Origin of the sequence: Pseudomonas sp. 2848 (genome assembly GCF_003253945.1) — a bacterium.
Classification (GTDB): Bacteria; Pseudomonadota; Gammaproteobacteria; order Pseudomonadales; family Pseudomonadaceae; genus Aquipseudomonas.
Map to the genome: position 1 here is coordinate 19,730 of NZ_QKZD01000022.1, position 22,636 is coordinate 42,365.

The following is a 22,636-nucleotide window of genomic DNA, read 5'->3' on the forward strand; positions in this document are numbered from 1 at the left end:
GGAGTGGTTGGCTTCCCGGTGAGACATGTCATCTAGCCATCACGGAGAAATTTCGCGACTTTATCAGTGCGTCTTTTTCTTGTGCGATAGGGGGTTTCCTTAGTCGTTCTAAGGTTTTTCCTTTCTCACCCGCATTGCATCGTCCGTTTGTCACGCTTCTTTAATCTGGAGTTGCTCATGAGTACTGCATTGCCTTCGTTGGGGTTTGCCGGGATCGGCCTGATGGGCTTGCCGATGTGCCGTCGTCTGCTGGCTGCGGGGTACCCGCTGACCGTGTGGAACCGCAGCCCGGACAAATGCGCCGAACTGGTCGCCGCCGGCGCCCATCTGGCCGGTAGCCCTGCCGAGCTGTGCCAGGCGGCGGACATGGTGCTGCTGTGCCTCGCCGACACGGCGGTGGTGCGCGAGGTGGTGTTCGGTGAGCAGGGCATCGCCCGTGGCGGGCGCAGCGGTCAGCTGCTGGTGGACTTCTCCAGCCTCGAGCCGACCGCCACCCGCGAGATGGCGGCAGAGCTGGCGGCCCTGTGCGGCATGGCCTGGCTCGATGCCCCGGTGTCCGGCGGCACGCCGGGGGCCGAGGCCGGCACCCTGGCGATCATGGTCGGGGGCGAGGCGAGCGATCTGCAGCGGGCGCGGCCGGTGCTGTTGACCCTGGGCCAAAGGGTGACGCACATGGGCGCGGTGGGGGCCGGCCAGGTGACCAAGGCGTGCAACCAGATGATCGTGGCCTGCAACGCGCTGGTGATTGCCGAGGTGGTGGCGCTGGCCGAGCAGTCAGGGGTCGATGCGCGGCTGATCGCCGAGGCGCTGGCCGGCGGGTTTGCCGACTCGAAACCCTTGCAGATCCTCGCCCCGCAAATGGCCGAAAGCCGCTTCGAGCCGGTCAAGTGGCACGTGCGCACCTTGCTCAAGGACCTCGACAGCGCGGTGAAATTCTCCCGCGAGCAGGGCTCGGCGACGCCGCTCAGTGGCCTCGCCGCGCAACTGATGCGCCTGCACGGTAGCCAGGGTTATCTGCAAAAAGATCCGGCGACCCTGGTAGCGCTGTATCGCAGCAAGGACTGAGCTCGCCCGGCTGGCGGTCGAGCCGTTCGAGGATCGGCCGCAACTCGGCCAGCGGCACTGGCCGGCTGAGCAGGTAGCCCTGGAGGTAGTCGCAGCCGTGGCTGGCGAGGAACTCGTGCTGCTCGACAGTCTCGACGCCTTCGGTGACCACTTTCAGGTGCAGGGTATGGGCCATGATGATGATCGCCTGGACGATCTCGCGGTCTTTCTGGCTGCCGGGCACGTCCTGGATGAACGAGCGGTCGATCTTCAGCACGTCCAGCGGCAGGCGCTTGAGGTAGGCCAGCGATGAATAGCCGGTGCCGAAATCATCGATCGACAGCGCCACACCCTGGGCACGGATGCGCTTTAGCAGGCTGATGGTGTGGTGGATGTCACCCATCAGGGCGTTTTCGGTGACCTCCAGCTCCAGCTGGCGCGGCGCCAGGCCGGCCTGGAACAAGGCCATTTCCACCTCGGTGGCCAGCTCCTCGCGGCCAAGGGTGAGGGCCGAGCAGTTCACCGTGACCTTGAGATCGCCATAGCCATGACGATTGAGCTGGGCCAGGTCCTCACAGGCCCGGCGCAGCACCCACAGGTCCAGCTCGGCGATCAGGCCGTTGGCTTCGGCAATACAGATGAAACGGTCGGGGCTGAGCAGGCCATGCTGTGGGTGTTGCCAGCGCACCAGCGCCTCGAGCTTGGCCACCTGGCCGCTGCGCAGGTCGAAGATCGGTTGGTAGTGCACGCACAGGCCACGCTCTTCGAACAGCGCCACGCGCAGTTCTTCTTCCAGTTGCAGCTCCAGGGTGGCGCGGGTCTTCAGGCCGTTGTTGAAGAAGTTCAGGCTGTTGCGCCCGCAGCCTTTGGACTGGTAAAGCGCCAGGTCGGCGTTCTTCAGCAACTCTTCGGTGCTCTGGCCGTCGTCGGGGAAGATGCTGATGCCGATGCTGGTGGTCATCACCATGCGCCGGCCGGCCAGATCGATCGGCTCCTTCATGCGCTGCATGATGCGCTGGGCCAGGTGGCGTGCCTCGTCACGACTGTTGAGGCTGGTAACGATGCAGAACTCGTCGCCGCCGAAGCGGGCCACCAGGTCCTGGCCACGGGTGGCGGCCTTGATGTGATCGGCGATCACCTTGAGCAACTCGTCGCCGGCGGCATGCCCGAGGCTGTCGTTGATCCGCTTGAAGTGGTCGATGTCGAGGAACATCACCGCCAGCATACCGTCATGGGCAGCCTGCTCGGCCAGGCGCTCGGCGAAGACCTGGTTGAAGCCGCGGCGGTTGACCAGGTTGGTCAGGGCGTCGTAGTGGGCGGCCTGCTGCAGCGAGGCGCGGGCTTGGTCGAGCTGGCTGAGCAGTACATTGACCCGGCGCAGGTCGTGCTCCTTGCTCTGCAGCTTCTTGTCGGCCAGCGCCGCGCTGATGCTGCCAGCGCTGATAAGCAGGGTTATGACGGCAATGGTCAGCGCCAATTGCAGGCTGTTGTCGGCCGAAGGCAGTCGCAGCGCGGTCTCGCTGGGGATCACCAGGGTCATCGCCGCCATGCCGGTGAAATGGGTCAGGACGATACCTGCGGCCATCAGCAGGCTGGCGCCGTACTTGAGCAGCAGGTGCAGGGTGCCGCTGCCCTTGTTGAAATAGCGCGCCATCAGCAGTGCCACCAGGCTGGTGAGCACGGCGATGCCGACGGAGGCAAACAGCAGGCCGGTCTGGTAGTACTGCAGGGCGCTGGTCTGCAGGGCGGCCATGCCGGTGTAGTGCATCACACTGATGCCCAGGCCGATGAACAGCGCGGTCTGCAGGTAGTGGCGCAGGCGCATCTGGCTGCGGTTGAGGCTGTTCATCGCCAGCCAGGCGGCCAACAGGGCCACCAGCAGCGACAGGCCGGTCAGTGGGGCATCGAAGTGGATTTCCAGGGGCGCCTGGAAGGCCAGCATGCTGATGAAATGCATGGCCCAGATGCCCCCGGCCAGACAGCAGGCGCCGAGCACGCGCCATTGCCGGCGGGCGAAGCGGTCTTCGCATTGGCTCTGGCGTTCGCTCATGTCCAGGGTGGCGAAACAGGCGGCGCTCGCCACGATGAAGGCAAGCAGCACCAGGAAGGGGTTGTGTCGGCAGTCGAGGATGATCTGTCCGTTCGCCGGCAGCTCAGCGAACAATTGCAGTCCCAGCCACTCCATTGCAGGCCTCTTCGTCGAGTCTTCACTCGTCCCCAAAAAGCACGGATGGAGACTGTTCCTGCTGGAGTATAGGAACCAGTACCTAAGCCTTCCTGATTAATGGCAATTTGATTTCTACCATTTGGATATGAAAGCAATAGCCAGATGGTCTAAATGGATGGCTTTCAGGACGAAACGAGCGCGGGGCAAGCCGGCTCCCACCAATCCCGAGCCGGAATTGTGGGAGCGAGCTTGCCCCGCGATGGCCTCTATGGCGATCAACCGGCGACGAGCACCCGGATCGCCTCGAGGCGCAGTGCCGCTTTTTCCAGCGCCGCCAAGCCCTCTTCGCGCTGCTTGCGCAGGGCGTCGATCTCGCTGTCGCGCACGCTCGGGTTGACGGCCTTCAACGCGGTCAGGCGCGCCAGCTCCTCGTCGGCTTCGGCGGTCAGGCGTTGCCGGGCCTGGGCCACACGCTCGTCGTGGGTTGGCAGGACCTTGGCCTCGCCAGCGGCGATGCGCTTGGCCAGCACGTCGCGCTGGGCCTGGATGAACTTGTTGGCGCTGGCCTTGGGCACGCTTTCGAGCTGGTCGTTGAGGGTTTCGAAGGCCACCCGCGGGCCCAGGTCGTTGCCGTTGGTATCGAGCAGGCAGCGCAGCGCGGCCGGTGGCAGGTAGCGCCCCAGCTGCAGGCTGCGCGGTGCCACCACTTCGCTGACGTAGAGCAGTTCGAGCAGCACGGTGCCGGGCTTGAGCGCCTTGTTCTTGATCAGCGCCACGGCGGTGTTGCCCATCGAGCCGGACAGCACCAGGTCCATGCCACCCTGGACCATCGGGTGCTCCCAGGTGAGGAACTGCATGTCCTCGCGCGACAGCGCCTGGCCACGGTCGTAGGTGATGGTCACGCCTTCGTCGTCACCCAGCGGGAAGCTGGCGTCGAGCATCTTCTCGCTCGGCTTGAGGATCAGGGCGTTTTCCGAGTGGTCCTCGCTGTCGATACCGAAGGCGTCGAACAGGGTTTCCATGTAGATCGGCAGGGCGAACTGGTCGTCCTGCTCGAGGATTGCCTCGACCAGCGCCTGGCCTTCGCCGGCGCCACCGGAGTTGAGTTCCAACAGGCGATCGCGACCGGTGTGCAGCTCGGCTTCCAGGCGCTCGCGTTCGGCACGGGCCTCGCCGACCAGCTGGGTCCAGCCTTTGTCGTCGCCACCGGCCAGCTGTTGCAGCAGGCGCGGGCCGAACTGGTGTTGCAGGGCGTTGCCGGTCGGGCAGGTGTTGAGGAAGGCGTTGAGGCCTTCGTGGTACCACTGGAACAGGCGCTCTTGCGGGCTGTCCTGCAGGTACGGGATGTGCAGTTGGATCGTGTGCTTCTGGCCGATCCGGTCGAGGCGGCCGATGCGTTGCTCGAGCAGGTCCGGGTGGGCCGGCAGGTCGAACATCACCAGGTGATGGGCGAACTGGAAGTTGCGGCCCTCGCTGCCTATCTCGGAACACACCAGCACCTGGGCGCCAAACTCTTCGTCGGCGAAGTAGGCGGCGGCGCGGTCACGCTCGAGGATGCTCATGCCTTCGTGGAACACCGAGGCCGGGATGCCGGAGCGCACGCGCAGGGCGTCTTCCAGGTCCATGGCGGTCTCGGCGTGGGCGCAGATCACCAGGACCTTGGTGCGCTTGAGCATCTTGAGGGTGTCGATCAGCCAGTCGACCCGAGGGTCGAAACGCCACCAGCGCTCGTCGTCGCCGGTTTCGCCCTGGGCCTGGAAGGCCACTTCCGGGTAAAGCTCGGCACGCTCGCCCGAAGGCAGGTCGGCGTAGGCCTCGGGGTTGGCCAGCGGGTAGGGGTGCAGTTGGCGCTCGGGGAAGCCCTGGATCGCCGCACGGGTGTTGCGGAACAGCACGCGGCCGGTACCGTGGCGGTCGAGCAGTTCGCGGATCAGGCGCGCGCTGGCCTGGCTGTCGCCATCGCTGACCGCGGCCAGCAGTGCTTCGCCTTCGGCGCCGAGGAAGCCCTGGATGGTGGCGTGGGCTTTCGGCGACAGGCGGCCTTCGTCGAGCAGCTCCTGTACCGCTTCGGCCACCGGGCGATAGTGCTCGCTTTCGGCGCGGAAGGCGGCCAGGTCGTGGAAGCGGTTGGGGTCGAGCAGTCGCAGGCGGGCGAAGTGGCTGTCCTGGCCGAGCTGTTCAGGCGTGGCGGTGAGCAGCAGCACGCCGGGAATCACCTGGGCCAGCTGCTCGACCAGCGAGTATTCGGGGCTGGCCTGCTCTTCGTGCCAGACCAGGTGGTGGGCCTCGTCGACCACCATCAGGTCCCAGCCGGCGGCGAACAGCGCGTCCTGGGCCTTTTCGTCCTCGACCAGCCACTCCAGCGCGACCAGCGCCAGCTGGGCATCCTCGAACGGGTTGCTGGCATCGCTCTCGATGAAGCGCTCGGCGTCGAACAGCGCAACCTGCAGGTTGAAGCGCCGGCGCATTTCCACCAGCCACTGGTGCTGGAGGTTTTCCGGCACCAGGATCAGCACGCGGCTGGCGCGACCGGACAGCAGCTGGCGGTGGATGACCAGGCCGGCCTCGATGGTCTTGCCCAGGCCTACTTCGTCGGCCAGCAATACGCGGGGTGCGATGCGGTCGGCCACTTCACGGGCGATGTGCAACTGGTGGGCGATAGGCTGGGCACGCACGCCACCGAGGCCCCACAGCGTGGAGAGCATCTGCTTGCTGGTGTGCTGCAGGGTGTTGTAGCGCAGTGAGAACCACGACAGTGGGTCGATCTGCCCGGCGAACAGGCGGTCGCTGGCCAGGCGGAACTGGATGAAGTTGGACAGCTGCGTCTCGGGCAGCGTGCGTGGCTGGTTCTGCGGGTCGATGCCGTGATAGACCATCAGGCCGTCGATGTCCTCGACCTCCTGCACGGTCAGCTTCCAGCCTTCGAAATGGGTGATCAGATCGCCTGGCGAGAAGCGCACGCGGGTCAGCGGCGCATTGCGTAGCGAGTACTGGCGCGTGTCGCCCGTGGCCGGGTAGAGCACGGTCAGCAGGCGGCCATCCTGCGCCAGGATGGTCCCAAGACCGAGCTCGGCCTCGCTGTCGCTGATCCAGCGTTGCCCCGGTTGATACTGCTGCGCCATACTGCCAAAACTCCCGCGGTGAAAAAGCTGGCCATGTTACCGGATCGGCTGCGCCAGACCAAAGAATCTCAGTGAGTCTAGCGTGTTCATCGACGAACACCCGTCACGAGGGCCATGCGCCAACATGTTTGCCAAGCACCGCTGGTTGAACGTCACCTTGGGCCTGGGCAGCCTGGCGCTGCTGGCCGCCTGTGAACAGAAAAGTTTCGAGATCCTGCCGCCGATCCCGGTCGAGCAACTGGAAGTGCTCGGCGTGCAGACGCCGATCAAGAGCGTGCATTTCCATGACCGCGAGGGCGAGGGCCTGCTGGTGCTGAGTCGGGTCGACGGCCAGGCCACCGACCCTGATACCGAGGAGGAAGTCGACAAGGTGGTGCTCAAGGCCACCCTGTATGGCCGCGCTGCCGACGGCGATGCCTTCAAGGCGCGCTGGCAGATCGAGCAGGAGACCACCTGTGCCGGCCTCGATCTCGACGTCGACTTCTATACCGATGTCAGTGATGTCGGCGACCTGAACAAGGACGGTGTCGCTGAAGTGACAGTGGCCAACCATGCCTTCTGCGGTGGCGGTATCGACCCCCACGACATCGCCATCGAAATGCGTGAAGGCCAGGCGATCTACACCATCACCGGCCAGTCGCTGATCAGCCCGCCCGGTGAAGACCCGTTCGGCGGCGAGCGCGAAGACAGCGCCTCGTTGAAGAACGCACCGCCAGGTGTGCGCGCACATATGGATGCGGTCTGGCAGCAGGTCTACAAGCGGCCATGGAGCGAGTCGAGCCCTTCACCCGACGACCCGGACGAAGACGCCGAGTAGGCCCGCGCTATACTCCAGCCCGATGCGGCGTTGTGACACGCCGCACACCTTCGACCGCAGGCATTCAAGGCGGCGCGCCACCAGCCGACAACAAGGCTACAGGAGACCTCCCATGCTGCCGCCGATCATCCCGCTCAGTGCCGCCCCCGTGACCTCGCAACACGACCCGGTCAAACCACCGCCGACCATTCCACCGGTGGTGCCCACCCAGCCGACATCCAGCGATGGCACCATCGACCTGAAGAATCATCGTGATCCCGAAGAGCAGGCCTTGCTGCTGCGTGACGAGCAACGCCGCCAGCAAAAAAGGCGCAAGCAGGCTGAAGGCGATCGGTACGAGGCGGTGCCGGGTGAGGAGCTCAATGCCGACAACACCGTGCCGGTGGCGCCGATGGGCGAGCGCACGCGCCAGGGGTTGCTGGTGGATATCGAAGTCTGACTAGTCAGCGCCCTGGCAAGCCTTCATTATTGGGGCCTCTGCTGTCCGTCGAGCCCACCATGAGCCAAGACAACCTGATCGATTTCGGCGCCGAACGCGCCAAACGCATTCACGACCTCAATGACAAGCGTCTGGACGACATGCGCCAGGCCTTCGAGCAGGCCATGCCGCTGACCCAGGCCAAGAAGAAAAAGCCCAAGGGCAAACCGAAGAAGCGCTGAAACTTGATGCAGGTCAACCCTGCACCCGCCTTCCGCGCCCGGCTCCGGGCGCCATTGACTCCGGTCAATTTTCCTCCTCCTCGCATTGGTTACCTTGCACCCATCGGATGACGGCACATCAAGGGAGGAGCCGACATGTTCTTCGACAACGTGGTTATCGCCGGGGTGGTAACAGTCGGGTTGATGTTGGCCTTCTTCGCCGGTCTGGGCATTTTCATCTGGAAGGACTCGAAAAAGCGCAACCAGCGCTGATCCTTCCCGATACACGAGCACGCAAGGCATTTAGGGCGACTTCGGTCGCCCATTTTTTTGCCTGCGAAAAACTGACTGCTTAGATGATTAGCTAGCTAATTACTCGTTTGCGCTTTATCCTCCCTCCCGTTGTCTATCTTTCTTCCTATTACCCCAGCGCGCCCAAGGTCCGTTTCGTGCCCATCACCTTCCAGGCCCTGTTTGCCCCCAGCAGCCTTGCCCTCAAGTTCGCCATCAAGACCTTGCTTGGTGGCGGCCTGGCGTTGTGGCTGGCGATGCGCTGGGGCCTGGAGCAACCGGCGTGGGCGCTGATGACCGCCTTCATCGTCGCCCAGCCGCTCTCGGGGATGGTGGTGCAGAAGGGCCTGGCGCGGTTGGCCGGCACCCTGGTCGGCACCTGCATGTCGGTGGTGTTCATCGGCCTGTTCGCCCAGACCCCGTGGCTGTTCCTGCTGACCCTGGCCTTGTGGCTGGCCCTGTGTACCGCTGCCTCGACCCAACTGCGCAGCGCCTGGGCCTACGCGTTCGTGCTGGCCGGCTACACCGTGGCGATCATCGCCCTGCCGGCGATCGACCACCCGCTGCAGGTATTCGACCAGGCGGTGGCGCGCTGCACCGAGATCTGCCTGGGCATCGTTTGCGCCACCGTCACCAGCGCGCTGCTCTGGCCCATGCGCGTGGAGCAGCAACTGGCCGACCAAGCCCGCCAGGCCTGGCAGAACGGCCTGCAGGCGGCCAACGCCATGCTTGGCGGCGAAGACGAGGCCCGCAGCGGCCTGCTCGACAGCCTCGGGCGCATCGTCGCCATCGATGCCCAGCGCGAACACGCCTGGTTCGAAGGCAGCCGCGGCCGCCAACGCGCCCGGGCAATCAGCGGCCTGAGCCAGACACTGATGGTGCTTTTGCGCATCTCACGCTCGGTGCGCAGGCAGTGGCGCCAGCTTGACGAGGGTGAAGCCAGGCATCTGGCGCCATGGCTGGACGAGGTGCGCGCTCACCTGGCCAGCCCCGAGCAGCCCAGCTTGCTGGTGTTGCGCCAGCGTGTCTGGGACGCCGCCCACGACGAGCGGATCAGCCCCGCCGAGCATTACTGCCTGGCGCGCCTGAGCTTGCTGCTGGACTACACGATGTCTTGCGCCCAGGCCCTCGACGACGTCGAGCAGGGGCGGGCGCCAAGGCAGTCGACGCAGAGCCTGGCAACCCATCGCGACCTGTCCCTTGCCCTGTTGTTCGGTTCGCGCAGCGCCCTGGCCTTCCTGGCCATGAGCAGTTTCTGGCTGGCCACGGCCTGGCCATCGGCGCCAGGCGGCCTGGTACTCACCTGTGTGGTCTGCAGCCTGTTCGCCAGCCGCGAGAATGGCGCGCAAATCGGCCTGAGTTTCCTGCGCGGTATTCTCCTGGCCATCCCGGTGGCGTTTCTGGTGGGGCAGATCCTGCTGCCGCAATGGAGCAGCTTCGCCATGCTCTGCCTGGGTATGGGCGTGCCGCTGTTCTTCGGCGCCCTGGGCATGGCCCACCCGCGTACCGGGGCGACCGCCACGTCCTATTGCCTGCACTTCATCGTCCTGGTCGCGCCGCTCAATGCCATGCATTTCGATGTGGCGACCATGCTCAACAGCGCCCAGGCTATGCTGCTGGGCGTGGGCGCAGCGGTAATGGCGTTCCGCTTGCTGGTGCTGCGCCACCCGGCCTGGCTTGGCCGGCGCCTGCGCGCGGCCACGCAAGGCGACCTGGTGCGCCTGACCCGGCGCGACCTGCGCGGCGCCGACAGCTGGTTCGGTGGGCGCATGGCCGACCGCCTGATGCAACTGGCGCGGCATGCCAGCGAGCTGCCCGAAGCCGAGCGCAAGCGCTGGGACGACGGCCTGCACGGCCTGGATATCGGTGACGAACTGGTGCACCTGCGCATGTGCCTGGCCGTGGCCAAGGCACCGCTGGGCAATGCCGAGCGCCAGTACCTGCAGCAGTTGCAGGCGGTACTCGCCAGCGGCCCGGCGCCGGGGCGGGGCCAGCGCCTTGACGCCGCCAGTGAACAGTTCATCGAGGCCCTGCGCCGCCAGCCGCCCAGTGACCCGCTGCGCCTGGCCATCGGCGCGGTGCTGCAATTGCGCAAGAGCTGGGGCAAGTGGTGCCGCTGGCAGGAGGAAGCCCATGGGGTTGCGTGAGTGGGCACTGGGCGGCGTGCTGCTCAGCCCGTTTCTGATCTATGTGTTGCTGGCGCTGGTGCTCACCGGGCTGTTGCGCTTCGTTGTGCAGGCCACCCCCCTGGGGCGCTGGATCTGGCACGAGGCGTTGTTCGACGCGGCGCTGTTCGTCTGTGTGCTGTATGGGGTGGTGCGCCTGTCAGGCCCTTTGTAAGGAGTAAGTCCATGCGTACAGTCGTACGTACCTTGGTCACCCTGTGTGTGGTGATCCTCGCTGTTTTTGCCGGCTATCAACTGTGGCAGTACTACATGCTCACGCCCTGGACCCGGGATGCCCGGGTACGTGCCGATGTGGTGGTGATCGCCCCCGACGTGTCGGGCTGGGTCAGCGCGTTGAAGGTGCATGACAACCAGCAGGTGAAGGCCGGCGACCTGCTGATGAGCATCGACCGCGAACGCTTCCAGGCCGCCTACGACCAGGCCACCGCCGTGGTCGAGACGCGTACCCAGCAGTTGCGCCTGCGTGAGCGCGAGGCCGCCCGGCGCACCGCGCTGGGGCCGGAGGCAATCAGCGCCGAGCTGCGCGAAAACGCCCAGATCAACGCCGCTGTCGCCCGTGGCGAACTGCACGAGGCCGAGGCTCAGTTGCAAGTGGCGAAGATCAACCTGGCCCGCAGCGAAGTACGCGCCCCGCGGGGCGGGCATATCACCAATCTGCGCCTGGCCGAGGGCAATTTCGTCAACACCGGGCAGTCGGTGATGGCGCTGGTGGACGATGCCACTTTCTATATCCAGGCGTATTTCGAAGAAACCAAGCTGCCGCGGATTCGCGTCGGCGACCCGGTCAAGGTCTGGCTCATGGGCGCCGGCGACGCGATGCAAGGGCAGGTAGAAAGCATCAGCCGGGGGATCACCGACCGCAACTCGACGCCGGATGGGCAGTTGCTGCCAGAGGTGGAGCCGACGTTCAACTGGGTGCGGCTGGCGCAGCGCATACCCGTGCGCATCCGCCTGGACCAGGTGCCGGAGGGCGTGACCCTGAGCGCCGGCATGACGGCCAGCGTGCAGGTGCATGAAGCGCCTTGAGGGGGCAGGCCAGCTCCCACTGGGATTGCACATGACTTGAGGCCGGCGCGGTCGGTGTGGGAACCGCCTGGCCGGCGAAAGGGGCGCATGGCGCCCCCGGTACTCAGCCTCAAGGCTGCTGGGCAGTCGCTGCCAGCACGATCTCGCGAATGCATACCTGCTGCGGCTGCTGGTAGGCCCAGACGATTGCCCCAGCAACATCTTCCGCCGACAGCACCACGCCGCCCATGTCATTAGCCTTCCAGGCCTCGTAGTCGCGCTTGATGCCCGCGTCGGTGGTATGCCCGAGCAGCTCGGTCTCCACTGCGCCCGGCGCGATGGTCACCACTCGCACATTGTGTGGCGCCAGCTCCTCGCGCAGGTTCTCCGACAATCCGTGCACGGCGAACTTGCTGCCTACGTAGGCCACATGGTTGGGGAAGGTCTTGCGTCCGGCCACCGAGCTGACGTTGATCAGGGTGCCATGGCGCCGCTCGACCATCCCGCCGACCAACGCGTGCACGCCGTTGAGCAGGCCTTTGACGTTGATGTCGAACATGCGCTCCCATTGTTCCGGGTCCTGTTCGTGCATTTGCCCCAGCAGCATCACCCCTGCATTGTTCACCAAGGCATCGGCGGGCCCGTACACGGCTTCGGCCTCGGCCACGGCGGCGACCAGTGCTGCGCGGTCGCGGATGTCCACGGCGCGGCACAGGCAATCGGGCAACGCCAGCGCCTCCAGGCGATCCAGGCGGCGGGCGATCAGCAACAGCGGATGGCCCGCGGCGGAAAAGCGTTGGGCGGTGGCGGCGCCTATGCCGGAGCTGGCGCCGGTGATGATGATCAGGGGTTTGTTCATGGTTGCCTCCCAGGCATAATCGCTTTCGATGGCCAGGATTCTAGATAGCCCTTTCGGCCATGAAAAACGGCTTATTTCTCTGGCTGGCATCGGTTCTATCTATGGATATCCGTCACCTCAAGGCATTTATCGCGGTCTTTGAAGCGCGCAACATCACGGTAGCCGCCCAGCGCCTGTGCGTGGCGCAACCGACCTTGTCGGTGACCATCCGCCAGCTGGAGGACGACCTGGGCGCCGAGCTGTTCCTGCGTCAGGCCCGTGGGGTCGAAGTCAGCGAGCAGGCGCGTGAGCTGTATCCCCAGGCCTGCCGCATGGTGGCCGAGGCCGACGCGCTGCGCCTGCGCTTTCGCCAGGGGCAGGAGCGGGTGCCTTTGGCCCTGGGCATCGAGGCGGACATCGCGCCGGCCCAGGTCGAGGCTTGCGTGCGCCTGGCCAGCCAGGCGGTTGCGGGCCTGCAATTGACCTTGCTGGCGGGGTGCGACGGGGATGCGCGGCTGGCCGACGAGGCCCAGCGCTGCGAGGACGAACTGTTCCTGCCGTTGTGGGAGGAGGCCTTCGTGCTGGTAATGGCGACCGGCAGCCAGCCGGACGGGCGCTGGATCACCTGCCCGCAGCATCCTTCGCACCAGCGCCTGATGGGGTTGTACGGCGAAGGCGAGCAGGTTGGCCAGGCCGGTTCGCTACAACTGGCGCTGGCCATGGTCGCCGCCGGGCTGGGCGCGGCATGGTTGCCGCAGTCCCTGGCCGAGCGCTGTCCCGGGGTCTACTGGCGGCCCGGCAGCGGCCTGGCACTGCGGCGCCGGGTCGGCCTGTGCATCACCCATGAGGCTTTGTCACTTCCTGCCGTCGCTGCGCTGCACCAGGCCTTGAACCGAGCTTGAGCGCATTGCGCAGCGTGCGCCTCAGAGGAACATGCCCCCCGACACCTCCAGCCGCTGCCCGTTGATCCAGCCATTGCCATCTTCCAGCAACAAGGCGATGGCCGCGCCGATATCGTCGGGCAGGCCGACCCGGCCCAGCGCGGTGTTGCCGGCGATGTAGTCATTGACCTGCTGGTTGTCACGCACCACGCCCCCGCCGAAATCGGTCTCGATGGCGCCCGGCGCGAGAATGTTCACACGGATGCCGCGCGCGCCCAGCTCCTTGGCCTGGTAGCGGGTCAGTACTTCCATGGCGCCCTTCATGGCCGCATAGGCGGCATAGCCGGGCAGGGCGAAGCGGGTCAGGCCGGTGGAGATGTTGACGATGCGCCCGCCATCGGCCAGCAGCGGCAGAAGGCGCTGGGTAAGGAAGAACGGGCCTTTGAGCTGGATGTTCAGCAACTGGTCGAACTGCGCCTCGCTGGTCTCGCTGAATGGCACGTTCAGGCCGATGCCGGCGTTGTTCACCAGGAAGTCCAGCTGACGGCGCCCGAACTGCTGTTCGAGGGTGTCGCCCAGGCGTTCGGCGAAGCCTGCGAAGCTGGCGCTGTCGCTGACATCCAATTGCAACATGGCGGCGCGCCCGCCGGCCTGCTCCAGCGTGGCCGCCACGGCGCGGGCTTCGTCGGCCTTGCTATGGTAGGTGCCGATGATGTCGATGCCACGGGCGGCCAGGTGTTCGGCGGTGTTCCTGCCCAGGCCGCGGCTGGCGCCGGTGATCAGTGCGATCTTGCGAGTCATGTCGGTTACCTTTGATGGGTGGCTGTGGCTGACAGGTTATTGGTCGGACAGGTGCTGTTAAATCCAGGAGATCCGGAAATACTGTTCGCGCCAATTGGACAATCAGAGGCCGTATGAACAAGTTGGAGCTGCTGCGTACCTTTGTCAGGGTCAGCGAGCTGAGCAGTTTCACCCTGGCCGGCGAAAGCTTGGGCCTGCCGCGCTCGACCGTTTCCGAACAGGTGCGGGCGCTGGAAAACCTGCTCGGCACCCGCCTGCTCAACCGCACCACGCGCCGGGTGCGCACGACCCAGGACGGCGCCTTGCTGTACGAGCGCAGCAAGGACCTGTTGTCGGGCATGGACGAGATCGAGAGCCTGTTCAGCGCCGACGACGCCGAGCTGGCCGGGCGCCTGCGCATCGACCTGCCGACCATGATGGCGCGGCGGGTCATCGTGCCGGCGCTGCCGCGTTTTCTCGAGCGTTTCCCGCGCCTGGATGTAGAGATCAGTTGCACCGACCGCCAGGTCGACCTGTTGCGCGAAGGCTTCGATTGCGTGATGCGCATCGGCGCGCTCAGCGACCTTGACGTGGTGGCGCGCCCGGTCGGGCGCCTGAGCATGCGCAATTGCGCCAGCCCCGCCTATCTCGAACGCCACGGTGTGCCGCGCCGCCTGGAGGACCTGGATAGCCACCGGCTGGTCCACTACGTGCGCAACCTCGGCGCGCGCAGTGCCGGGTTTGAATACGAGCAGGGCGGCGAACTGCGCTTCCAGGCCATGGCCGGCGTGGTCACGGTGAACAACGCCGAGGCCTATTCCGCCGCCTGCCTGGCTGGGCTAGGCCTGATCCAGGTGCCGGCGGTAGGTGTCGATGAACACCTGCGCGCGGGTGAACTGGTGTCGCTGCTCGAGCCCTGGCAGGCGCGGGCCATGCCGGTGTCGCTGTTGTATGCGCGGCAGCGCCATGTGCCGCGCCGGGTCCAGGCGTTCATGAACTGGCTGGCGGTGCTCCTGGAGTCCCAGGTCGATCCTTCGGCAGGCGAAAACTGAACAGGGTGCCGCCCTCGGCACTGGAGGTCACCTCCATGCGGCCGCCGTGGGCGAGGGCGATCTGCTTGGCAATGTACAGCCCCAGGCCCAGGCCGGGCTGGGGCGCGCCAGAGATCGGCCGGCTGAAAGGTTCGAACAGCAAGGGCAGGGTTTGCGGAGCGATCGGCGTGCCCTGGTTGTGCACGCTCAGGTCGAACGTACTGTCGCTGAGGCTGGCGCGCACGGTCACCGGGCCTTGTGGGTCGCCATGAAGGAGGGCATTGGCGATCAGGTTGGACAACAGTTGCATGATTCGCTCGCGGTCACACAGCAGGCCGCCGACCTGGCCGATGTCGAGGATGATGCGCCGCTGCGGGTGGACACGCTGCAGCTCGGAGGCCACATGGCCGAGGGCGTCCGGCAGATCGTGGCAGGGTTGCAGGTTCAAGGGGATCCCGGCACCAAGGCGGCCACGGGCGAAATCCAGCATGTCGCGCACCAGCTCGGTGGCTCGCTGGCCGCAGGTGAGGATATGCTGGGCAATGGCCCGTTGCTTGTCGTGCGTCAGGCGCTGGCTGAGCAGTTCGGCACCGGCGGTGATGGCGAACAGCGGGTTGCGCAGGTCGTGGCCGAGCACGGCAATGAACTGCTCGCGCACCTCGGCCATGGCCCGCTCTTTGTGCAGGGCGAGCTCGGTGCGCTGGGCGTTTTCCTCGCTTTCGATCTGGATGGCCAGCAGGCGGGCGAACGATTCCATCATTGGCTGGATCGCCGTGCCCTTGAGCGGCGTTGGTTTGGCGTCCAGGGCGCAGATGGTACCGAAGAAGCTGCCGTCGGTACGTAGCACCGGAACCGAAATATAGCTTTCGAAGCGGTACTGGCGCGGGGCGTGGTGACGGCAGTACTGCTCGTCCTCGCTGGCCTTGTCGATCACGATGGTCTGGCGTGTGCTGCGGATTTCGTGGCACAGCGTGGTGGCGACCTCGAGTTCGCCGCCTACCTCGAGGCCGAATCCCAGGGTGTCGAGCACCGCGCAGGCCGTCCAGCTGCTCTCGGTCACCCGGGCCACGGCGGCAAAGCGCAGGCCAGTGGTCTCGCAGATGACCTGGAGGATGGCCGGCACTGCGTTGATGCGACCAATGATGGCGATGTCGGCGATGACGGCCTGGGTCATGAGGGGCAGATCCGATAACGACGAAGGGGCTCGAAAATCCAGTCTAGCGGGCCTTGGCGCGAGGGGTGAAAAACCTTGGCGAACGGTCTGGCACTTGGGTTAGGCTGGCACTTGCGCGTTGCCCGCCAGAGGCGACCGCCCCCTCTGCGTGCGTCACTTCCGAATTCTTTGCGAGGTTACGCCATGGCCATCACATCCCAGGACATCTGCATCGCCGCCGACCAGCTCAAGGGCTTCGTCGGCTTTCACGGCAAACGTGGCACCCATATCGTGCGGTTTTCAGAGGACGCGTTCGGCATGGACGTGGCCGACGACAGCATCACCCCCTGCAGCGAGTTCGTCTGGCGGCCCGAGGCCGATGCGCGCATGGCATTGAGCCGGGAGCGCCTGGCGTTGCTGCTGGAGCAGCATGTGGACGATCGGTTGAACATCGGCGAGCCATTGCGCATCTACCTCAACCGTACCGACCTGCCCGAAATCGTCGCCGAGCGTAACCTGCGTTGACGCCAGGGCAGTGCATTCAGGACGCATCCTGGCGAACTTCGCGGTTCGCCAGCAGCGCCTCGAACCCTGCCCGGTCCACGGGCTTGCTCAGGTAGTAGCCCTGCACCTCATGGCACTGCTCCTTGTCCAGCGCCTTCAATTGCTGCTCGGTCTCCACGCCCTCGGCGGTCACCGTCAGCCCCATGGCCTTGCCCAGGTTGATGATCGCCTGGACCACGGCCCGGTCGTTGCCGCTCTGGCTGCTCAACCCGGCGATGAAGCGCTTGTCGATCTTGATGCTGTCGAAGGGGTAGGTGCGCAGGTAGCCCAGTGACGAGTAGCCGGTGCCGAAGTCGTCCATGTTCAGGCGCACGCCCAGTTCCTTGAGTGCGAGCATGGTGCCCAGGGCGCCTTCGATATCGTTGAGCATCACGTTCTCGGTGATTTCCAGCTCCAGGCGCTGGGCCGGGAAGCCGGTGTCCAGCAACACCTGGCGCACATCGGCGACCACATCGCTGCGGGAGAACTGCGCGGGCGACAGGTTGACCGAGACCAGCAGTTCTTCGGGCCAGTCACGGGCATTGCGGCAGGCTTCTTCGAGCACCCAGCGACCCAGCGGGACGATCAGGTCGCTCTGTTCGGCCAAGGGAATGAAAGTGTCGGGCCCGATCAGCCCTTCCTGGGGATGCTCCCAGCGCAAAAGGGCTTCCACCGAAACGATGCGCAGATCGTCCAGGCGGTAGCGTGGCTGGTAGTGCAGCACGAACTCGTGCTGCTTGATCGCCCGGCGCAGGTCGTTTTCCAGTTGGCGACGGTACTGGATCTGCTGGTTCATCTCCAGCGAGAAGTAGCGCCAGGTGTTCTTGCCGTCGGCCTTGGCCTGGTACAGGGCGATGTCGGCGCAGCGGATCAGTTCGCCGGCATCGTAACCCTGGGCCCGGGTCTGGGCGATGCCGATGCTGGCGCCGATGTGCAACTGGTGTTCCTCGAAGCCAATGGGCTGCTGCAAAAGGTCGAGCAGGCGCGCGCAGAAACGGTCGATTTCACTGCGGTTGTCCAGGCCGTGCAAGACCAGGACGAACTCGTCGCCGCCCAGGCGAGCGACCAGGTCATTGTCGCGGGTGGTGTCGCGTAGACGGCCGGCCACCTCCTGCAGTACTGCGTCGCCGGCCGGATGGCCGAGGGAATCGTTGATGGGCTTGAAACTGTCCAGGTCCAGCAGCAGCAGGGTCAACGGTGGTGAATCGCTGCCGCGCAACAACGCCTGCTCGAGGTGGCGCGACAGTTTGTTGCGGTTGGCGAGGCCCGTCAGGGCATCGTGCATCGACAAGTGCTGGATGCGGGCATGGGCGGCGACCTCGTCGGTGATGTCGCTGGCGGTGCCGCGAAAGCCGGCGAGCTTGCCCTCGTAGACGATCGAGCGCGCCGAGACGCGGCAGTAGCGGTTCTGGCCGCTGGCGTCATCGTAGTTGCAGCGCAGGTTGGCCAGTTGCTGCGGGTTGTCGTCGGCCTGGCTGTCGAGCCACGGCAGCAGGGGCGTGGTGTCGCAGGCCAGCAACTGGTTGAGCGGCTGGCCGAGCCAGTCCTCGATGCGGTAGCCGGTGACGCTGACGAAACGCTGCGACAGGTAGGTCAGGCGGTGATGGCGGTCGGTTTCCCAGATCCAGTCGGAGGCGGCTTCGGCCACTGCGCGAAAGCGCTGCTCGCTGGCTTCCAGGGCGCGGTTGCTCTGCTGCAATCGCAGCAGGCTTTCATCTATTGCCCGGGAACTGCGCAGGGCGTGGCGGAACAGGTAGAGCAACACCAGGCCAAGTACCAGCAGTACTGCCAGCAGCGGCGGCAGGAAGGCATGAAGCAGTTGGCGGCCCGGCAACGGTGTGTTCCAGACCAGGTGATAACCGGTTTCGCCGAGGGCGATATGCGGTTGCCCGGCCTGGGCAACAGCGTTTTTCTCCAGGCGCATGCCGGTCAAACCCGCGCCTTTGCCCAGCACTGCGAGCTTGGCTTCGGTCAGTTGGTCGACGAACACCATCACCGGTGCCTGTTTTACATCTGCTTCGGTCACTTCCTTGTCCGGGCGTACTGCCGCGGCGCTGAGCACTGCGGGCCAGCCGTTGAAGCGTACGAAGTGGGTTACCTGCTCGCGGGCCGGGGCCGCCTTGCGCGCCGCGTCGATGATTGCCGCCAGGGGGCTGTCGATATGGGCGCTAGCCGGCGAATCGGTGGGTTTGCCCTTGAACAGGGCGTAGGTGGTGCGGCCATCCTCGACCACGAACACGCCTTCGTAGCCGCTGGCGCTGTACAGCGACTCACCGACGTTCTTCTGGTCATACGCCCACTGCCAGTCGACCTTGCCCACCAGATGTTCGTAGGCGGCGTCCCAGACGGCGTAGCTGGAGAGAAACTGGCGCGAGGCCACCAGCCGCTGTTCCAGCGCCTGGGAGGCCTGGAAGGTGCTTTGCTCCAGCGCCTGGCGGTCCAGCGTGGCGGCGATGTTGAACAGCGCCACCAGGGTGAACACGCAAGCGAGCCCGAACAGCGCGCAGAAACCGCCGACCAGGCGGCGCACCTGCAGGCGTGAGGTGGGGCTGGAGGGTGAAAGGTCGACGTTCCTGTCCATGTACGGGCGACTCCTTCAACTGCTGTCTTGCGCCCGAGGCCTGGGCGAAGGTTCAGTCAGGATAGGCCAGCCTGAGCGTGGCGGCCTCGCCGCGAGCGAAATTGACCTGGTCGCGACCCTGGCGCTTGGCGGCATACAGGGCCTTGTCGGCCTGTTCCAGCCAATGCTCGGGCGAGGCGAGGTCGGGTCGAAAGTCCGCCAGGCCGATGCTCAGGCTGATGCGCAAGCCCGGCAAGTGCGGGTTGCGGTAGGCGGACACGCGTTCGCGCAGGCGCTCCATGGCCTGGCAGGCCTGGGCTTCGTGGGTGCCGGGGAGGATCACGCAGAATTCGTCGCCGCCATAGCGCCCGGCCAGGTCGTCCTCGCGCAGGGTGCGCTTGAGCTCCTGGCTGAGCTGGCGCAACACGCAGTCGCCGACCACATGGCCGTAGGTATCATTGATGCTCTTGAAGTGGTCGATGTCGATCAGCGCGATGACCGCTGGCAGCCGCTGCTGCTGGCAGATCTGGAACTTGAGCAGCAGCAGGTCTTTCCACGAGCCATGGTTGAGCAGTCCGGTGAGGCTGTCGGTACGGCTCAGGGCGCTGAGGCGGCGCTTGTGTTCGGCCAGCTTGATCGCCAACTGGTAGCACACCCAGCCCAGGGCCAGGGGGTAGAGGGTCAGCATCGGCAGGCAGGCGAGGACCTGCAACTGCGTGGCCTGTGCCTGCAGGCCGGTGCCGAGCAGCGTGGTGGCCAAGAGCATGCCGCACAGCTGCGCCAACAGGCCGCGCAGCAGCACGCGTTTGCCACCGGCGGCGACGTTGTTCATGGTCATCATCGACAGGATGGTGACGCTGGGTAGCGGGTTGAAGTGGATAGCTGCGGTCCAGAAACCGCCCATCAGCGAATCCAGCAGGATGTTGCGCTGCTCGGCCTGGTACGGGGAGGCCGAGCGCAGGGCCCACTGGTAGGCCACGTGTGGCCAGGCCAGGCCATTGAACAGCAGCAGGGCCCAGGCCCAGGGCGGTGGGGTCAGCGGGGCGATGGCAGCCATCACGCTGAACAGGCCGATTCCCAGGCCGATGATGCGCGGCAGGTAGATGCGCCTGACGAAAGAGAGCCCCTTGCCGCTGCGATTGTCGATCATGGTTGTCGTTCTTCTGTGGAGCGCCGTTTATCGCATAAGTAATGTGAATATTGTTGAACAATCGTTCATCGGCGAAAAATGACCTTACAAGCCATTTCACGGTTGATCCGACCCTGTGGAGTAATATGAAGGCTTTCCTCTTTTGCGGAGTGCTGTTGCTCATGGTCTCCATGGCTACCCCCGCTGGCGAGCCGGCTCCGTATCGGGACGGGCGCTTTCACAACCAGGTCGAACTGCCCAAGGACGGCGTGCTCAAGAAGTTGCGCATCGGCGTCAAGTACCTGCTGCTGCGCAAGCCACCACAGACCCGGCCAGACGCAGCGCTCAGCCTGCAGCCGATGACGCGCCAGCAGGTGGCTGACGCACCGGATCACAGCTTGTGGCGCCTCGGCCATTCCACTGTGCTGCTCAAGTTACGCGGGCGCTTCTTCATTACCGACCCGGTGTTCGCCGAGCGCGCCTCGCCGGTGCAGTGGGCCGGGCCGTTGCGCTTCCATGCGCCGCCGCTGGCGCTGAGCGACCTGCCGCCTCTGACCGCGGTGATTCTCTCCCACGACCATTTCGACCATCTGGATGAGCAGGCCATCCGCCAGCTGGCACCGCGCACCGAGCATTTCCTCGCGCCGTTGGGCGTGGGGGACCTGCTCGTCGAGTGGGGCGTGCCGCCGGCCAAGGTGCGGCAACTGGACTGGTGGCAGGAAACCGAAGTCGAAGGCGTGCGCTTCATCGCCACGCCTGCCCAGCACTTTTCCGGGCGCGGGCTGTTCGACAGCAACCGCAGGCTCTGGGCGTCCTGGGTGATGATCGACGAAGGGCTGCGGCTATTCTTCAGCGGCGATACTGGCTATTTCGACGGTTTCCGTGAAATCGGCGAGCAGTATGGGTCGTTCGACCTGACCCTGATGGAGACTGGCGCCTATAACGTTGCCTGGCCCAATGTGCACATGCAGCCGGAGCAGACCCTGCAGGCGCATCTGGACTTGCAAGGCCGCTGGTTGTTGCCGATTCATAACGGCACCTTCGACCTGTCCATCCACGGTTGGCAGGAGCCCTTCGAGCGTATCCTGGCCCTGACCAACGCCGCCCAGGTGCAATTGAGCACGCCGCAGATGGGCGAGCGGGTCAGCCTCGACTCGCCACACCCCGGGCAGAACTGGTGGCGGCCACGGCCATTGCCGCAGCGGGGCAGGGGAGCCGAGCGGGCGGTTGCGGCGCGCTAGTCCTTTTTCGGCTTTTCATCCTTGAGCAATTGCGAGGGGGGCTTGCCGCTGTCGCTGCGAACCTGGGCGTGGCTGATCAGGGCAAAGATGAAGCTGCCGCCGATGATGTTGCCCGCCAGGGTGGGTAGTGCGAAGTCCAGCCAGAACGCCTGCCAGGTTTCATCGCCGGCCCAGACCAGGTATGACACTTCCACCGAGCCCACGACAATGTGGGTGAAGTCACCCAGGGCCATCAGGTAGGTGATCACCAGGATGATCCAGATCTTGGCGTGCTCCATGGAGGGGATCATCCAGACCATGGTGGCTATCATCCAACCGGAGACGATGCCTTTGGCGAACATCTGGCTGATGTCGTTGGTCATCACCTTGCGGCCCACCTCAAGGAAGGCGATGTCGGTCTTGCTGTCGAAGATTGGCAGTTCGAGCATCACCCAGGCCACCAGCAGCGTGCCGGCCAGGTTGCCGAGCAGCACGACGCTCCACAGGCGCAACAGCCGGCCGAGGTTGCTCAGGGTGGGCGCGGTCATCACCGGTAGCACGGCGGTCAGGGTGTTCTCGGTGAACAGTTGCTGGCGGGCCAGGATCACTGCCAGGAACCCCGCGCTGTAGCCCAGGCTGGCGATCACCTGGGCGCTGTCGCCTTCCGGCAGGCGGGCATAGAACAGCCCCATGGCCATCAATGACAGGCCCATGGTCAGGCCTGCCGCCAGTGCCGACCACCACAAGGCGGCGAGGGTGCGTTCCAGCTCCTGGTCACCCTGGTAGCGGATGATCTCGTGCAACACTGCCGCCCGCGGCGGCTGGTTGTGGCTGACTTCCTGCTCTTCGTCCGCCGACAGCCCCGGGGTCTTCTCATTCTGTGCATCGCTCATGGCAAAGCCGCTCCGCTTGCGTGTTTCTCTACAGAGCGGCAAGCGTGGCGAATAGTTGCCGACGTGCCGCTGGATGGTGATCGAAAGTTTTTTCAGATCAAGGTGTTGACTCTGAAATCAAACCGCGTATTATTCGCCTCCTCGCAGCGTTGAACGCCACGAGGCAAGCGGTAAGTTGTTGAGGTAGAAGGTGTTTTGCAAAAAGCGACTTCTGAAAAACTTCAAAATAAACGCTTGACAGCAAATGAGGAAAGCGTAGAATGCGCGCCTCGGTTGAGACGAAAAGCGCTTAGCCAAACGCTCTTTAACAAATTGAATCAAGCAATTCGTGTGGGTG

The 22,636-nt window shown here is 65.2% G+C and carries 20 protein-coding genes; 12 read left to right on the plus strand and 8 right to left on the minus strand.

Annotated features, from left to right (window positions below; all coding sequences use genetic code 11):
• The first annotated feature begins 177 nt into the window (after positions 1-177).
• Positions 178-1,065 (plus strand): NAD(P)-dependent oxidoreductase, encoded by an 888-nt coding sequence (locus DFS21_RS26120; RefSeq protein ID WP_110704392.1) that lies wholly within the window; start codon positions 178-180, stop codon positions 1,063-1,065.
• Here the strand turns inward: DFS21_RS26120 and DFS21_RS26125 are convergent.
• Positions 965-3,229 (minus strand): bifunctional diguanylate cyclase/phosphodiesterase, encoded by a 2,265-nt coding sequence (locus DFS21_RS26125; protein ID WP_111533447.1) that lies wholly within the window; start codon positions 3,227-3,229, stop codon positions 965-967. The genes DFS21_RS26120 and DFS21_RS26125 overlap by 101 nt on opposite strands.
• A gap of 257 nt (positions 3,230-3,486) precedes the next feature.
• Positions 3,487-6,333, minus strand: a complete 2,847-nt coding sequence (gene rapA / locus DFS21_RS26130) for an RNA polymerase-associated protein RapA (RefSeq protein ID WP_110704396.1) — start codon at positions 6,331-6,333, stop codon at positions 3,487-3,489.
• Between the two features lie 124 nt (positions 6,334-6,457).
• Here rapA and DFS21_RS26135 point away from each other — a divergent pair, with 124 nt between their 5' ends.
• The 7 genes from DFS21_RS26135 to DFS21_RS26155 all read left to right on the plus strand — a co-directional run bounded on the left by DFS21_RS26135 (position 6,458) and on the right by DFS21_RS26155 (position 11,292).
• Positions 6,458-7,150 (plus strand): M949_RS01915 family surface polysaccharide biosynthesis protein, encoded by a 693-nt coding sequence (locus tag DFS21_RS26135; RefSeq protein ID WP_110704398.1) that lies wholly within the window; start codon positions 6,458-6,460, stop codon positions 7,148-7,150.
• Between the two features lie 112 nt (positions 7,151-7,262).
• On the plus strand, positions 7,263-7,589 hold the full coding sequence (locus DFS21_RS26140; RefSeq protein ID WP_110704400.1) for an aspartate-semialdehyde dehydrogenase: 327 nt from the start codon (positions 7,263-7,265) through the stop codon (positions 7,587-7,589).
• Positions 7,590-7,648: 59 nt separating this feature from the next.
• Positions 7,649-7,810, plus strand: a complete 162-nt coding sequence (locus tag DFS21_RS26800; protein WP_172670873.1) for a hypothetical protein — start codon at positions 7,649-7,651, stop codon at positions 7,808-7,810.
• Positions 7,811-7,945: 135 nt separating this feature from the next.
• On the plus strand, positions 7,946-8,062 hold the full coding sequence (gene ccoM, locus DFS21_RS27125; protein WP_023629476.1) for a cytochrome c oxidase subunit CcoM: 117 nt from the start codon (positions 7,946-7,948) through the stop codon (positions 8,060-8,062).
• Between the two features lie 176 nt (positions 8,063-8,238).
• Complete coding sequence (locus DFS21_RS26145) at positions 8,239-10,227, plus strand: FUSC family protein (protein WP_111533448.1); 1,989 nt, start codon at positions 8,239-8,241, stop codon at positions 10,225-10,227.
• Positions 10,214-10,420 carry a DUF1656 domain-containing protein gene (locus tag DFS21_RS26150; protein WP_046854496.1) on the plus strand — a complete coding sequence of 69 codons (207 nt, stop codon included), beginning with the start codon at positions 10,214-10,216 and terminating at the stop codon, positions 10,418-10,420. Before DFS21_RS26145 ends, DFS21_RS26150 begins: the two co-directional genes overlap by 14 nt.
• An 11-nt stretch (positions 10,421-10,431) precedes the next feature.
• Positions 10,432-11,292 (plus strand): HlyD family secretion protein, encoded by an 861-nt coding sequence (locus DFS21_RS26155; protein ID WP_110704404.1) that lies wholly within the window; start codon positions 10,432-10,434, stop codon positions 11,290-11,292.
• 109 nt (positions 11,293-11,401) lie between these two features.
• On the opposite strand, the gene DFS21_RS26160 is transcribed toward DFS21_RS26155, so the two are convergent.
• Positions 11,402-12,130 carry an SDR family oxidoreductase gene (locus DFS21_RS26160; protein WP_110704406.1) on the minus strand — a complete coding sequence of 243 codons (729 nt, stop codon included), beginning with the start codon at positions 12,128-12,130 and terminating at the stop codon, positions 11,402-11,404.
• A 101-nt stretch (positions 12,131-12,231) separates the two neighbouring features.
• On the opposite strand from DFS21_RS26160, the gene DFS21_RS26165 reads away from it, so the two are divergent.
• Positions 12,232-13,011: a LysR family transcriptional regulator gene (locus tag DFS21_RS26165; protein ID WP_102684694.1), complete on the plus strand. Its 780-nt coding sequence runs from the start codon at positions 12,232-12,234 to the stop codon at positions 13,009-13,011.
• Between the two features lie 21 nt (positions 13,012-13,032).
• Here the strand turns inward: DFS21_RS26165 and DFS21_RS26170 are convergent, their stop codons facing one another.
• The gene (locus tag DFS21_RS26170; RefSeq protein ID WP_110704408.1) at positions 13,033-13,791 is read right to left on the minus strand and encodes an SDR family NAD(P)-dependent oxidoreductase; all 759 of its coding nucleotides are present in this window, start codon (positions 13,789-13,791) and stop codon (positions 13,033-13,035) included.
• A 113-nt stretch (positions 13,792-13,904) separates the two neighbouring features.
• On the opposite strand from DFS21_RS26170, the gene DFS21_RS26175 reads away from it, so the two are divergent.
• The gene (locus DFS21_RS26175) at positions 13,905-14,822 is read left to right on the plus strand and encodes a LysR family transcriptional regulator (RefSeq protein ID WP_110704410.1); all 918 of its coding nucleotides are present in this window, start codon (positions 13,905-13,907) and stop codon (positions 14,820-14,822) included.
• Here DFS21_RS26175 and DFS21_RS26180 read toward each other — a convergent pair.
• Positions 14,761-15,975, minus strand: a complete 1,215-nt coding sequence (locus DFS21_RS26180; RefSeq protein ID WP_110704412.1) for a GAF domain-containing sensor histidine kinase — start codon at positions 15,973-15,975, stop codon at positions 14,761-14,763. The two genes, DFS21_RS26175 and DFS21_RS26180, sit on opposite strands and share 62 nt — an antisense overlap.
• Before the next feature lie 183 nt (positions 15,976-16,158).
• Here DFS21_RS26180 and DFS21_RS26185 point away from each other — a divergent pair, with 183 nt between their 5' ends.
• Positions 16,159-16,479 (plus strand): DUF2025 family protein, encoded by a 321-nt coding sequence (locus tag DFS21_RS26185; protein ID WP_110704414.1) that lies wholly within the window; start codon positions 16,159-16,161, stop codon positions 16,477-16,479.
• 16 nt (positions 16,480-16,495) lie between these two features.
• Here DFS21_RS26185 and DFS21_RS26190 read toward each other — a convergent pair whose 3' ends face one another.
• Entirely contained in the window at positions 16,496-19,078 is a 2,583-nt protein-coding gene (locus DFS21_RS26190; RefSeq protein WP_111533449.1) for an EAL domain-containing protein, read from the minus strand.
• A 52-nt stretch (positions 19,079-19,130) separates the two neighbouring features.
• Positions 19,131-20,207 carry a diguanylate cyclase gene (locus DFS21_RS26195; protein ID WP_178082062.1) on the minus strand — a complete coding sequence of 359 codons (1,077 nt, stop codon included), beginning with the start codon at positions 20,205-20,207 and terminating at the stop codon, positions 19,131-19,133.
• A gap of 125 nt (positions 20,208-20,332) precedes the next feature.
• On the opposite strand from DFS21_RS26195, the gene DFS21_RS26200 reads away from it, so the two are divergent.
• The gene (locus DFS21_RS26200) at positions 20,333-21,427 is read left to right on the plus strand and encodes an MBL fold metallo-hydrolase (protein ID WP_111533450.1); all 1,095 of its coding nucleotides are present in this window, start codon (positions 20,333-20,335) and stop codon (positions 21,425-21,427) included.
• On the opposite strand, the gene DFS21_RS26205 is transcribed toward DFS21_RS26200, so the two are convergent.
• Complete coding sequence (locus DFS21_RS26205; protein WP_102684702.1) at positions 21,424-22,299, minus strand: formate/nitrite transporter family protein; 876 nt, start codon at positions 22,297-22,299, stop codon at positions 21,424-21,426. The genes DFS21_RS26200 and DFS21_RS26205 overlap by 4 nt on opposite strands.
• Positions 22,300-22,636 lie beyond the last annotated feature (337 nt).

Excerpts from the sequence above, each read along its gene's own strand:
- DFS21_RS26120 (WP_110704392.1), top strand. The coding sequence starts at position 178 with ATGAGTACTGCATTGCCTTCGTTGGGGTTTGCCGGGATCGGCCTGATG.
- DFS21_RS26125 (WP_111533447.1), bottom strand. The coding sequence starts at position 3,229 with ATGGAGTGGCTGGGACTGCAATTGTTCGCTGAGCTGCCGGCGAACGGA.
- rapA (WP_110704396.1), bottom strand. The coding sequence starts at position 6,333 with ATGGCGCAGCAGTATCAACCGGGGCAACGCTGGATCAGCGACAGCGAG.
- DFS21_RS26135 (WP_110704398.1), top strand. The coding sequence starts at position 6,458 with ATGTTTGCCAAGCACCGCTGGTTGAACGTCACCTTGGGCCTGGGCAGC.
- DFS21_RS26140 (WP_110704400.1), top strand. The coding sequence starts at position 7,263 with ATGCTGCCGCCGATCATCCCGCTCAGTGCCGCCCCCGTGACCTCGCAA.
- DFS21_RS26800 (WP_172670873.1), top strand. The coding sequence starts at position 7,649 with ATGAGCCAAGACAACCTGATCGATTTCGGCGCCGAACGCGCCAAACGC.
- ccoM (WP_023629476.1), top strand. The coding sequence starts at position 7,946 with ATGTTCTTCGACAACGTGGTTATCGCCGGGGTGGTAACAGTCGGGTTG.
- DFS21_RS26150 (WP_046854496.1), top strand. The coding sequence starts at position 10,214 with ATGGGGTTGCGTGAGTGGGCACTGGGCGGCGTGCTGCTCAGCCCGTTT.
- DFS21_RS26155 (WP_110704404.1), top strand. The coding sequence starts at position 10,432 with ATGCGTACAGTCGTACGTACCTTGGTCACCCTGTGTGTGGTGATCCTC.
- DFS21_RS26160 (WP_110704406.1), bottom strand. The coding sequence starts at position 12,130 with ATGAACAAACCCCTGATCATCATCACCGGCGCCAGCTCCGGCATAGGC.
- DFS21_RS26165 (WP_102684694.1), top strand. The coding sequence starts at position 12,232 with ATGGATATCCGTCACCTCAAGGCATTTATCGCGGTCTTTGAAGCGCGC.
- DFS21_RS26170 (WP_110704408.1), bottom strand. The coding sequence starts at position 13,791 with ATGACTCGCAAGATCGCACTGATCACCGGCGCCAGCCGCGGCCTGGGC.
- DFS21_RS26175 (WP_110704410.1), top strand. The coding sequence starts at position 13,905 with ATGAACAAGTTGGAGCTGCTGCGTACCTTTGTCAGGGTCAGCGAGCTG.
- DFS21_RS26180 (WP_110704412.1), bottom strand. The coding sequence starts at position 15,975 with ATGACCCAGGCCGTCATCGCCGACATCGCCATCATTGGTCGCATCAAC.
- DFS21_RS26185 (WP_110704414.1), top strand. The coding sequence starts at position 16,159 with ATGGCCATCACATCCCAGGACATCTGCATCGCCGCCGACCAGCTCAAG.
- DFS21_RS26190 (WP_111533449.1), bottom strand. The coding sequence starts at position 19,078 with ATGGACAGGAACGTCGACCTTTCACCCTCCAGCCCCACCTCACGCCTG.
- DFS21_RS26195 (WP_178082062.1), bottom strand. The coding sequence starts at position 20,207 with ATGATCGACAATCGCAGCGGCAAGGGGCTCTCTTTCGTCAGGCGCATC.
- DFS21_RS26200 (WP_111533450.1), top strand. The coding sequence starts at position 20,333 with ATGAAGGCTTTCCTCTTTTGCGGAGTGCTGTTGCTCATGGTCTCCATG.
- DFS21_RS26205 (WP_102684702.1), bottom strand. The coding sequence starts at position 22,299 with ATGAGCGATGCACAGAATGAGAAGACCCCGGGGCTGTCGGCGGACGAA.